This is a genomic window from Nocardia sp. NPDC056541 (genome assembly GCF_042794235.1).
GTDB lineage: Bacteria > Actinomycetota > Actinomycetes > Mycobacteriales > Mycobacteriaceae > Nocardia.
Window position 1 is genome coordinate 61660 of record NZ_JBHTUD010000018.1, and the last position, 11377, is coordinate 73036.

The 11377-nt window shown below is 67.7% G+C and carries 10 protein-coding genes; 6 read left to right on the top strand and 4 right to left on the bottom strand.

Features of this window, described 5'->3' with window-relative positions:
• Positions 1–17 precede the first annotated feature (17 nt).
• Entirely contained in the window at positions 18–4112 is a 4095-nt protein-coding gene (locus ACFQ9R_RS27505) for a transglutaminase family protein (protein ID WP_378994389.1), read from the bottom strand.
• A 148-nt stretch (positions 4113–4260) separates the two neighbouring features.
• Here ACFQ9R_RS27505 and ACFQ9R_RS27510 point away from each other — a divergent pair, with 148 nt between their 5' ends.
• Complete coding sequence (locus tag ACFQ9R_RS27510; RefSeq protein ID WP_378638622.1) at positions 4261–4902, top strand: hypothetical protein; 642 nt, start codon at positions 4261–4263, stop codon at positions 4900–4902.
• A 47-nt stretch (positions 4903–4949) separates the two neighbouring features.
• Here the strand turns inward: ACFQ9R_RS27510 and recR are convergent, their stop codons facing one another.
• A complete protein-coding gene (gene recR, locus ACFQ9R_RS27515; RefSeq protein ID WP_056822003.1) occupies positions 4950–5558 on the bottom strand; it encodes a recombination mediator RecR in 609 nt (202 codons plus the stop codon).
• Entirely contained in the window at positions 5558–5875 is a 318-nt protein-coding gene (locus ACFQ9R_RS27520) for a YbaB/EbfC family nucleoid-associated protein (protein WP_378994502.1), read from the bottom strand. Before ACFQ9R_RS27520 ends, recR begins: the two co-directional genes overlap by 1 nt.
• A gap of 300 nt (positions 5876–6175) precedes the next feature.
• On the opposite strand from ACFQ9R_RS27520, the gene ACFQ9R_RS27525 reads away from it, so the two are divergent.
• The 3 genes from ACFQ9R_RS27525 to ACFQ9R_RS27535 are packed head-to-tail and all read left to right on the top strand — an operon-like array spanning position 6176 to position 7974.
• A complete protein-coding gene (locus ACFQ9R_RS27525) occupies positions 6176–6751 on the top strand; it encodes a hypothetical protein (RefSeq protein ID WP_378994391.1) in 576 nt (191 codons plus the stop codon).
• A gap of 45 nt (positions 6752–6796) precedes the next feature.
• Complete coding sequence (locus ACFQ9R_RS27530) at positions 6797–7624, top strand: MerR family transcriptional regulator (protein WP_378994393.1); 828 nt, start codon at positions 6797–6799, stop codon at positions 7622–7624.
• The gene (locus ACFQ9R_RS27535) at positions 7624–7974 is read left to right on the top strand and encodes a VOC family protein (RefSeq protein ID WP_378994395.1); all 351 of its coding nucleotides are present in this window, start codon (positions 7624–7626) and stop codon (positions 7972–7974) included. Before ACFQ9R_RS27530 ends, ACFQ9R_RS27535 begins: the two co-directional genes overlap by 1 nt.
• 14 nt (positions 7975–7988) lie before the next feature.
• Here ACFQ9R_RS27535 and ACFQ9R_RS27540 read toward each other — a convergent pair whose 3' ends face one another.
• Complete coding sequence (locus tag ACFQ9R_RS27540; RefSeq protein WP_056822013.1) at positions 7989–8423, bottom strand: SRPBCC family protein; 435 nt, start codon at positions 8421–8423, stop codon at positions 7989–7991.
• 178 nt (positions 8424–8601) lie between these two features.
• Between ACFQ9R_RS27540 and ACFQ9R_RS27545 the strand changes: the two genes are divergently transcribed.
• Together ACFQ9R_RS27545 and ACFQ9R_RS27550 are read left to right on the top strand one after the other, a co-directional pair.
• Complete coding sequence (locus ACFQ9R_RS27545; protein WP_378994504.1) at positions 8602–10044, top strand: FAD-binding oxidoreductase; 1443 nt, start codon at positions 8602–8604, stop codon at positions 10042–10044.
• Complete coding sequence (locus tag ACFQ9R_RS27550) at positions 10041–11357, top strand: class I SAM-dependent methyltransferase (RefSeq protein WP_378994398.1); 1317 nt, start codon at positions 10041–10043, stop codon at positions 11355–11357. The genes ACFQ9R_RS27545 and ACFQ9R_RS27550 overlap by 4 nt, the downstream gene beginning before the upstream one ends.
• Positions 11358–11377 lie beyond the last annotated feature (20 nt).

Consider the following 11377-nt stretch of genomic DNA (forward strand, 5'->3'; position numbering starts at 1 on the left):
GCCGGGCCTCCCCTTTCCTACTGGCCCCAGACTGTTCGCGCGCGGCGTAGGTCCAGGATGCCTGGTGCTCCCACATCGGTCGACTGTGCCGCGATCTTCGCACGGAGTTCGGCGGGATCGATCGGGTTCACCGTATGACCGGCGGCCTCGAAACGGCGGTTACGGCGCGATTGGGCGGCGACGGCGTTGACGGGTGCGTCGTCGTAGGCGCGGCCGCCGGGGTGCACGACGTGGTAGGTGCAGCCGCCACGGGAGATGCCCGTCGCGACGTCTATCAGGTCGAACACCAGGGGGGCGTCGACGGTGATCGAGGGGTGCAGGGAGTTCGGCGGCTGCCAGGCGCGGTAGCGCACGCCCGCCACCTGCACATCGGATTTGTCGGTGGCCAGCAGCGGAACCGGCATGCCGTTGCAGGTGAGGACGTAGCGGCCGCGGTCGGCGCCGACCAGTCGCACCTGCAACCGTTCCACCGAGGAGTCCACGTAGCGAGCGGTGCCCTGGCCGGTGGTCTGTTCACCGAGGGTGAGCCAGGGTTCGATCGCCCCGCGCAGTTCCAGCTCCGCCTCACCGATCATGGCGGTGCCGATACGGGGGAAGCGGAATTCGGTGAAGGGGTCGAGCCAGGCGGTGTCGAAGTCGACGCCCGCCGCGCGCAGGTCGGCGGCCACTTCGGCGATGTCGTTCATCAGGAAGTGCGGCAGCAGATAGCGGCCGTGCAGGTTGGACCCGTGGCGGATCAGCGGCGCGCGCAGCGGCTTGTCCCAGAACATCGCGACCAGGCCGCGCACCAGCAGCGATTGCACCATCGCCATCTGGAAATGCGGCGGCATCTCGAAGCCGCGCAGTTCGAGCAACCCGAGACGGCCGCGCGCGGAGTCGGGGCTGTACAGCTTGTCGATGCAGAACTCGGCACGGTGGGTGTTGCCGGTGAGATCGGTGAGCAGATGGCGCAGTGCGCGATCGATATGCCAAGGGGCCGACTGGATCTCGGACGGCGTCGGCCCGTGGGCTTGCTCGGCGGTGAGCCTGGCGACCTCGGCGAAGGCGATCTCGAGTTCGTAGAGCGCGCCTTCGCGACCCTCGTCCGCGCGGGGCGCCTGCGAGGTCGGGCCGACGAAACGACCCGCGAACAGGTACGAAAGCGCGGGATGACGCTGCCAGTAGGTGAGCATGGAGACCAGCAGGTCGGGGCGGCGCAGCATCGGCGAACGCGCCGGGGTGACCCCGCCGAGGGTGATGTGGTTGCCGCCGCCGGTGCCGCCGTGCGTGCCGTCCACGTCGAACGACTCGGTGCTCAGCCGGGCGAACCTGGCCTGCTCGTAGAGGGTGTTCAGCACCTCGGCCTGCTCGGCGAACGAGCTGGTGGGCATGATGTTCACCTCGATCACGCCCGGGTCGGGCGTCACCGAAAACGTCTGTAGCCGTGCATCACTCGGCGGGGCGTAGCCCTCCAGCACCACCGGCTGCCCGATCGCCACCGCGGCTGCCTCGACCTTGGCGATCAGATCGAGGAAGTCGTCGAGCTCGGCGACCGGCGGCAGGAACACGTGCAGCCGCCCCTGTCTGACCTCGGCGACCAGCGCGGTCGTCGGGGTGAAATCGGCGGGCTCCACCGCTGCGGGCGGCTCGGCCCGTTCCGCGCGCAGCGGTTTCTGATAGAGCGGGTCGCTGTCGGGCAGGATCGGCGGCGTGTGCCAGGACACCGACCCGATCGGAAGGCGAAGTCCGGCAGGCGAATCACCATCGGCCAACACGATCCGGCCGCGGCCGCCCTCGGCACGCCCGCGACGCAGCTGCCAGTCGGCACTGGCCCAGCCCGCGCCGTCGGCCCGTCGATGAATCGGCAGCACATATGCCGACGGCTGATCGACCGACTCCTCCAGGCTCTCGAGCAATACCCGCCGCACCTCGGGCGAGTCCTCGGCCGGGTCGATGTCGGCGGGCGGCGGATCGCCGTACGGCGCACTCACGGTCGCCGCCAACCGCGCCAGCGGATCCTCGAACGCGGGCCGCACCTGCCCATCGGGCAACCCCAGGGTGCCCGCGATCTCAGCGATCAGCGCCTTGGCCGCGCCGATATCGGCAGCGGGCGCCCGGTCGGGGATCACTCCGGCGGCCGAGTTGATCGGCTGCGAACGGGCGAGCTGGATGGGCGGGTAGGCCGACTGCGGCGCACTCGCCTTGCCCTTCTTCCCACGAAGTTTGCTCTTCCGCAGCACTTTTCGCAGTGGGTCCTCGGCCTTCTCGGCAGCCTTGACCGACTCCTCGGCTGCCTTCTTCGGCTCCTCGGCCCTCTTCGGCTCCTCGGCCCTCTTCGCGGGGCGAACGGAACCGCCGGCTTCAGCGCTGGCCTGCTGACTCTCCGCGGCCCGGCGGTGCTCGGCGGCGACGAACTCGACGGGCTCGTCGATCAGCGCCGGTCCGTCGTCGAACTCCACCACCTCCAGGTCCACGGCCTCGAGAGCAGGTTCCGAGGCTTCCGCGAGATCGGCCTCGTCGACCACGTCGATACCGACCGGCTCGCTGTCGCGCCGGTCATCGTCATCGTCGGCGAGCCCCAGCGCGACGACGGCGGCAGCGAGTTCGTCACCGCCGACCCGACGGCGCGCGTCGAAGACCGCGACCATGTCGACCGGGCCCACGGGGGGTAGCTGCGCATCGAGCACCGACACCGCGTCGACCGGCCCCGGCACGTCATCGGCCGCGTTCACGCCGGACTCGTCCGCCAGGCCCAGCGCGACAACAGCGGTCGCGACCTCGGCACCGGCCGGGGCGTAGCCGTTCGAGTGCCCGCCGGTCTCGGCGACCGGCTTCACCGGCGTGTGCTGCGAAATCGGTGTCCACGGGTCGGTGAGCAGGTCCTGACGCTGCCAGACCGGCTCGCCATCGGGCCGCCACGCGATCGCGATCTCCCAGCGGGGCAACGGTTCTCCGGGATACCACTTGCCCTGGCGATACTGCACGATGCCGGTCGGCGCGTAGATCGCGCGGAGCCTGTCGGCCAGGTCGACGGCGCGCTCACGTTTGTGTCTGCCGTCGGCGTCGGTGGTCCACTGGGCGCTCATCTGGTCGTCGATGGAGACGAAGGTGGGCTCGCCGCCCATGGTCAGGCCCACATCGGCCGCGGCCATCCGCGCGTCGATCGCGGCGCCGGAGGCGACGATGCGGTCCCACTGGGAATCGGTATAGGGCAGCGTGACTCGCGGATCCTCGTGGATACGCCGAACCACATTGCTGAAGTCGAGGGTGGCCTCGGTGATCCCGGTCGCCCCGGTGATCGGGGCGGCGGCGCCGGGATGCGGGGTGGCCGCGAGTGGGATGTGGCCCTCGCCTGCGAACAGTCCGGAGGTGGGATCCATGCCGACCCAGCCCGCGCCGGGCAGATACACCTCGGTCCAGGCGTGCAGGTCGGTGAAGTCGGCGGTCGGGCCCGACGGGCCGTCCAGCGAGGGCACGTCGGAGGTGAGCTGGACCAGGTAGCCGGAGACGAAGCGGGCGGCCAGCCCCAGCTCACGCAGCACGCCGACCAGCAGCCAGGCCGAGTCGCGGCAGGACCCGAGCGCGGTGCGCAAGGTGTGATCGGGTGTCTGCACACCCGCCTCCATGCGCACGGTGTAGTCGACCGAATTGCGCAGCGCGTAGTTGAGTTCCACGAGGTAGTCGATGGCACGGGTCCGGCCCTGCGGCCGGTGTACCCGCGCCCACTCCCGCAACAACTCGCCGGGGCCGCTGCCCGGCTCCGCCTCGTCGACGCGCCGCAGATAGGGCGCGAGATCCTCGGCGAGTGCGGTGTCGTACTCGAACGGGAAGAACTCCGCGTAATCCTCGATGAAGAAGTCGAACGGGTTGACCACCTCGAGGTCGGCGATCAACCCCACGGTGATCGACAACTCCTTGGTCGGATTCGGAAACACCAGGCGCGCAACGAAATTGCCGAACGCGTCCTGCTGCCAGTTGACGAAGTGCTCGGCCGGCGACACCTCGAGCGAATACGCCTCGATCGGCGTCCGCGAGTGCGGCGCGGGGCGCAACCGCACTTCATGCGGATGCACCTCGACGAGACGATCGAAGGAGTATGCCGTGCGGTGCTCGAGTGACACCTTGATGCCCATCCACCAAGTGGACCACACACCCCCGACACCGCGCGGGTCGACGAAACCTGAGTTTCCCGACCGGCCCCCCTTTCGAAACACGCTGGTAATAGCGCGGGGCAGGGACCACATCGATTACCGCCGACTCCGCTCCCCGTAGGCTGGCCGGGTGAGCTACGACCACATCCTCCTGCCGTCCGGCGTCGCCAGCTCTGTCGACGAGATCGACGCGTACCTGGCCGCCCAGGAAGGCGTGACCGAGTCCGCATCGATCGCCGAGATCGCGGCCGAACTGAACGCGCGCAACGCCGAACTGCCGGTGGACGACTCGTTCCTCAGCGTCGAATCCGTCGGCGGTCCCAGCGGCGACACGCTCTACATCCCCTCGCCGTACGACGCCATCGGCTTCGTCCGCAATCTGCTCTTCGACCTGGCCACCCCGCGCGGCTACGCCGTCTACGATCCGCAGCTGACCTGGCTCATCGACCCGGCGGGCCACATCCCGATCAACGTCACGCACGGCGGCGCGGGCGAATTCCCCTATCTCACCGAGGAATTGGCCCACCACTGGGTGGCCGGGCTCGCCGCGCCCAACCCGTATCTCATCGTCGAGCAGGGCGAACAGCGCTACATCCAGACCTATCGCGACCCGAACGGGCCCTACACCCTCGAATATCGCGACGGCGGCCCCGACCGGCATTTCGGCACGACCCTCGACGACCCGGCGCAGGTCGCCCGCATCATCTGGGAGTGGGCCAACGGCAAGCCCGCCACCACCGACGGCGTCGCCTGGACCCGCGTCGAGCTCTGATCCCGGTACGGACGTGACCGGCGGCGACCAGCGCGCCGCGATCCGTCCTACAGCGTCCGCCTGCCGGACAGTGCCCGCCCGAGGGTCAGTTCGTCGGCGAATTCCAGGTCGCCGCCCATCGGCAGCCCGGAGGCCAACCGGGTGACGGTGAGCCCGGGGAAATCGCGCAGCATCCGCACGAGATAGGTGGCCGTCGCCTCGCCCTCGGTATTCGGGTCGGTCGCGATGATCACCTCGCTCACATCGATGCCGTCCTCCTGATTGCCGATGCGGGTGAGCAGTTCCCTGATCCGCAGCTGATCCGGCCCGACGCCGCTGAGCGGATCGAGCGCACCACCGAGCACGTGGTAGCGACCACGGAACTCGCGGGTGCGCTCGATCGCCTGCACATCCTTGGGTTCCTCGACCACACAGATCATCGTGCGGTCGCGGCGTGGGTCGGCACAGATCCGGCACAGCTCACCATCGGCGACGGTGCCGCACGACACACAGAACTGGACGCCGTCGCGCACCTTCTGCAGAGCGGCTTGCAGCCTGTCGATATCCGGCGGCTCCACCTGCAGCAGATGAAAAGCGATGCGCTGTGCGCTCTTCGGACCGACACCGGGCAGTTTGCCCAGCTCGTCGATTAAATCCTGAACCGGCCCCTCATACATCAGAAGTCGGGCAGACCGGGCATCGAGCCGCCGCCGAGACCCTGCGACAGCGGGCCGAGGCGCTCGGCCGCGAGCTGCTGCGCATTGGCCATCGCGTCGTTGATCGCACCGATCACCAGGTCCTGCAGTCCGTCGACATCCTCCGGATCGACCACCTTCGGGTCGATCGTCAACGCGATCACCTCGCCGCTGACCTTGATTTTGGCCTGCACCAGACCGCCGCCGGCCTGACCCGCCACCTCGGTCTCGGCGAGCTCGGCCTGCGCCTGCATCACTGCCTGCTGCATCTGCTGAGCCTGGGCGAGCAGTGCCTGCATATCGAACTGACCATCACCGGGTTGCACAACACTCCTGTGTTTTTTGGCGGCTGGCGCCGCGGGGTTTTCGGCCCTGGGGGCCTCGCACCCGAGGGACGATACTGCGCCTTCGGCGTTTCCGTCTCGCCCCTCGGGTGCGAGGCGGCCGAAAACCGTGGGATACGTCGGGTGCGGGGCATGGCCGCGTGCGGTTGCCAGTTTAGTCGTGGGAAACGGTCACTGAAACGATGGTTCCGCAGACGATTCGCGCATACGATCAGCCTAGGTAGGGCAATGATTCAGCAATCTCTAGGAGATCCGATGAATGTGTCCCGTGCGCGCCTGGCTTCGATGATGGCCTTGGGCGTATCGTTCTCCAGCCTGCTTCTTCTCGCACCCGCCGCCGTATCGGCCGATTCCGGGACCGGGATCAACGACTACGGCAACGGCTGCGTTCTTGATTCCGGCAATCGAGCGGCGACCGTTGATTCGTTGCGTTTCCGGTGCAGTGTCACCCAGCAGGACCAGATCTACCGGGACTCGCAGGCGGGCGCGGTGCCGGTGGGCCTCACCAACGGGTGGGTGACACGCCCGCAGCAGTTCAGAGGGGCCGCCGAGTCGTTGTGGATCGGCAAGGTGTTCCGCACCGGGCCCGACGGCGGCACACTGACCAACCGGGTCACCGGGGCCGGGATCGAGGCGTTTCCCGCCGATGTCTATCGCGCACCGTCGATCCTCGACGGCGCCCCCACCTGGGCGCTGAACTACGCGCCGTCGCCCACCCCGCAGGTCTACGACGAGATCCGCGAGGTCACCCCCGGCGTCTGGTTCGGCTATTCGTGGTGGCGCGAGGGCTCGTGGCCGCTGCTCGCCGCCTTCGTGCTGACGCCCGCCTGATCGGTTCTTGACCCTCCACCCGCTGGAGGGTGTTCCCTGGACTTCATGACAGCAACCGTGGCGATCGGCGAGTTCGCCCGCCTCACCCATCTGAGCGTCAAGACGCTGCGGTACTACCACGAGATCGAGCTACTCGAGCCCGCCGCGGTGGACGCGGGCACCGGCTACCGCCGCTATTCCACCGACCAGGTGGAGCGGGCGCATCTGATCCGCCGCCTGCGCGACCTGGACATGCCGCTGCCGGAGATCCGCACCGTGCTCGCCACCGCGGATCCCGCCGAGCGTGACACCACCCTGCGGGCGCACCTCACCAGGATGGAGGCGGCGCTGCAACGCACCCGTGAGGTGGTGGTCTCGCTGCGCGCCCTGCTCACCACGCCCCCGCTGCCGATCGAGGTCGACTACCGGATCGAGCCCGCGTTCACAGCGCTCACGGTCACCGAACAGGTCGAGCGCACCGACATCGCCGACTGGTGCGGCACGGCGTTCGAGCAGCTGTACATGATCCTGCTGGAGTCCGGTGTCGATCCGGGAGGCGTTGCGGGCGCGACGTATTCGACCGAGTTCTTCACCGAGGCCAACGGCGAGGTCACCGCGTACGTGCCGCTGCCGCCCGGGGCCGAGTTCATCCCCACCCGCGGCCTCGCCATCGTCGACTTTCCCGCCCGCCACTTCGCCGTGGCGGTGCACGACGGCCCGTTCGAAGACTTCGACCGCACCTATGGCGCCCTCGGCAGCCACGTCGCCGAGCACGGCGCCGCACTGCCCGACGAGCCGGTCCGCGAGCGCTACCTCGTGGGACCGGACATCACCGATAACCCGGCCGACTACCGCACCGAAGTGTGCTGGCCGATCACCGAAGGAGAAATCTGATGACCATCGCCCTGGCGAACATCACCATGGACTGCCACAACGCCACGGCCCAGGCCGAGTTCTACGCGCAACTGCTCGACGTACCCGTCGACCCGGAGGCCTCACAGTTCTTCGCCACCGTCGGCAGATCCGCCGGTCTCGCCCCGATCCTGATGTTCATCCAGGTTCCCGACAAGACACCTGGCAAGAACGTGGTCCATCTGGATTTCCACACAGCCGAGTGGGCCGACTACATCGAACGCGCAGTCAGCCTGGGCGGCAAGCACATCGGCGACTTCGACGAGTACGGCCTCCAGTGGACCACCCTCGCCGACCCCGAAGGAAACCTCTTCGACATCGGCAAGGACTGACCCGTGAACTGAGCTCAGGCCAGTTCGCGCGAGAGGTTGCCCAGCACCTCGGCCTGGATCTTCTTCAGGCCGAGCGGGGCGAAGATGCCCTCGAAGATGCCCGAGATGCCGCCCGCACCCTTCCAGGTGGTCTCGACGGTGACCTTCGAGCCGGTGCCGTCGGGGGTGACGGTCCAGGTGTTGACCATGGTGGAGTTGGCGTCGCGCTCGGTGAGAACCGAATCGGCCACCGTCACGGTCGCGCGCACGTTGCGTGAGCGCTTCTCGGTGGCCTGCAGCGTCCACTCCACCACGGTGCCCGCGCCGTTGCCGCCCTCGACAACCTTGTAGTCGCGGTAGTGCGAGGAAAGAATGCGCGGCCGGATCGTCTCGTAGTCGCCGATCGCGGCGAGCGTGCGCTGCGGATCCGCGGCGACGACGATCGAACTGCTGGCGCTGACCTGTCCCACTGTTGACTCCTTGCTGGGGGTGTGGCGATATCTCGACCGGGTTACATCCTGCCCTGTCCCCGACCGCTTCACCCGACCAGGTTCGGGCGGTGCGGGAACATGTGCGTGACATTTTGTCGCGGCGCGCAAGTATCCGGTGGCCCGGCGGACACGGTCGTACTAGCGTCAAAGGGTGGCAGTGAGTCTTTTGGGTAGGGCTGGTCACGAACCGGCCACACGCGAGTCCGGATATGCCGCGCATCGAGCGGGAGTGGAGCGACTGCTGGAAAGCTATCGCGCCATCCCACCCGGCGCCGTCGTCCGGCTGGCGAAGAAGACATCGAACTTGTTCCGGGCCAGGGCGGCACCCACCGCGCCCGGTCTCGACGTGTCCGGCCTCGGGAAGGTGATCGCGGTAGACCCGCAGGCCCGCACGGCCGACGTCGCGGGCATGACCACCTATGAGGACCTGGTGGCGGCCACCCTCCCCTACGGGCTGGCGCCGCTGGTGGTGCCCCAGCTCAAGACCATCACCCTGGGCGGGGCGGTGACCGGTCTCGGCATCGAATCCACCTCGTTCCGCAACGGGCTACCCCACGAATCCGTGCTGGAAATGGACATTTTGACCGGGGCCGGGGAGATCGTCACCGCGACGCCGACCGGCGAGCACGCCGACCTGTTCCACGGCTTCCCCAACTCCTACGGCACTCTCGGATACTCCGTCCGGCTGAAGATCGAACTCGAACCCGTCCTGCCGTTCGTGGAATTACGCCACGTGCGATTCCACGACCTGCGCGAACTGGAAGCCGAACTCGATCGGATCGTCGTCGAACGCCGCTTCCAGGACGAAGCTGTCGACTACATCGACGGCGTGGTGTTCAGCGCGAACGAGAGCTATTTGACCCTGGGTCGCCAGACCGACGAGCCCGGCCCGGTCAGCGACTACACCGGCATGGACATCTTCTACCGCTCCCTACAGCACCCCGACGGCGTGATCCGGGACCGGCTGACCATCCACGATTACCTGTGGCGCTGGGACACCGACTGGTTCTGGTGCTCGCGCGCGTTCGGCGCGCAGAACCCGAAGATCCGCAGGCTCTGGCCGAAGTCGCGCCGCCGCAGCAGTTTCTACTGGAAACTGGTCGCGCTCGATCGCAAGTACCACATCGACGACCGCAGGCAGGCCCGCAAGGGCAACCCGCCGCAAGAACGCGTCGTACAGGACATCGAGGTGCCGGTCCAGCACACCGCCGACTTCGTCGAATGGTTCCTGCGGGAAATACCCATCGAGCCGATCTGGTTGTGCCCATTGCGCTTGCGTGCGCTCGACGACGCGCCGGCGACGGACGGTGCGCGTCCGTGGCCGCTGTATCCGCTCGAGCCACAGCGCACCTACGTCAATGTCGGATTCTGGTCGGCGGTGCCGACAGAGCGAGGTCAACCGGAAGGGGCGGCCAACCGCGCCATCGAGAAGATCGTGTCCGCGTTCGACGGACACAAGTCGCTCTACTCGGACTCCTACTACGACGAGGCCGAGTTCGCCGAACTCTACGGCGGCGACACCTACACCGAACTGAAGACCCGTTACGACCCGGACCAACGACTGCTGAATCTGTATTCGAAGGCGGTGCAACGCAAGTGACGACATTCAAGGACCGATCCGAGGTATTGGCCGAGCTGGGCACCCGGCTCAACATCGCCGAGGTCGTCGAGAGCCTCGTAGACGGCGAAATCCCCGTCCGCCTGACCGCCTACGACGGCAGCGCGACCGGCCCGGAGGACGCGCCCTACGCGCTCGAGATCAAGACCCCACGCGGCATCAACTACCTTGCAGGCGCCCCTGGCGACCTCGGCATGGCGCGGGCCTATATCGCCGGCGACATGATCGCCGAGGGAGTGCATCCCGGCGACCCGTACGACATCTTGAAGGCCATGCAGGACATGAAGTTCCATCGTCCTTCGGCATTGTCGCTGGTCACCATCGCGCGCTCGCTGGGCTGGGAGCGGCTCAAGCCGATCGCGCCCCCGCCGCAGGAAACGCTGCCGCGCTGGCGCCGGATCGCGCTGGAAGGCTTACGCCACTCCAAGACTCGCGATGCCGAGGCGATCCACCACCACTACGACGTCTCCAACAAGTTCTACGAGTACGTCCTCGGCCCGTCGATGACCTACACCTGTGCGGTGTACGGCGACGAGGACTGGACGCTCGAGCAGGCACAGGAGAACAAGTACCGGCTGATCTTCGACAAGCTGCGCCTGAAGGAAGGCGACCGGCTGCTCGACATCGGCTGTGGCTGGGGCGGCATGGTCCGCTATGCGGCGCGCCGTGGCGTGAAGGTGATCGGGGCGACGCTGTCGGCCGAACAGGCCGCCTGGGCACAGCAGAAGATCGCCGAGGAAGGTCTCAGCGAGCTCGCCGAGGTCCGGCACAGCGACTACCGCGACATCCCCGAGGGCGAATTCGACGCGGTCTCCTCGATCGGCCTCACCGAGCACATCGGCGTGCACAACTACCCGTTCTACTTCGGCTACATCAAGGACAAGCTGCGGGTGGGCGGCCTGTTCCTCAACCACTGCATCACCCGCCACGACAACACCCGCACCACCAAGGCGGGCGATTTCATCGACCGCTACGTGTTCCCCGACGGGGAGCTGATCGGCTCCGGACGCATCATCTCCGATATCCAGAACGTCGGCCTCGAGGTGCTGCACGAGGAGAATCTGCGCGAGCACTACGCGCTGACGCTGCACGAGTGGTGCAAGAACCTGGTCGCCAATTGGGACGCGGCCGTCGCCGAGGTCGGCGAGGGCACCGCGAAGGTGTGGGGCCTGTACATGGCGGGATGCCGACTCGGCTTCCAGCGCAACGTGATCCAGCTGCACCATGTGCTCGGCGTGAAGCTCGACGCGAACGGCGCCTGGGACGTCCCGTTGCGCCCGTGGTGGCAGCCGTAGGTCGCTGATCGCGGCCCGGG

What these genes read in the sequence shown, in the direction of transcription:
- ACFQ9R_RS27505 (WP_378994389.1), bottom strand. Translation starts at nt 4,112, where the DNA reads ATGGGCATCAAGGTGTCACTCGAGCACCGCACGGCATACTCCTTCGAT.
- recR (WP_056822003.1), bottom strand. Translation starts at nt 5,558, where the DNA reads ATGTATGAGGGGCCGGTTCAGGATTTAATCGACGAGCTGGGCAAACTG.
- ACFQ9R_RS27520 (WP_378994502.1), bottom strand. Translation starts at nt 5,875, where the DNA reads ATGCAGGCACTGCTCGCCCAGGCTCAGCAGATGCAGCAGGCAGTGATG.
- ACFQ9R_RS27525 (WP_378994391.1), top strand. Translation starts at nt 6,176, where the DNA reads ATGAATGTGTCCCGTGCGCGCCTGGCTTCGATGATGGCCTTGGGCGTA.
- ACFQ9R_RS27530 (WP_378994393.1), top strand. Translation starts at nt 6,797, where the DNA reads ATGACAGCAACCGTGGCGATCGGCGAGTTCGCCCGCCTCACCCATCTG.
- ACFQ9R_RS27535 (WP_378994395.1), top strand. Translation starts at nt 7,624, where the DNA reads ATGACCATCGCCCTGGCGAACATCACCATGGACTGCCACAACGCCACG.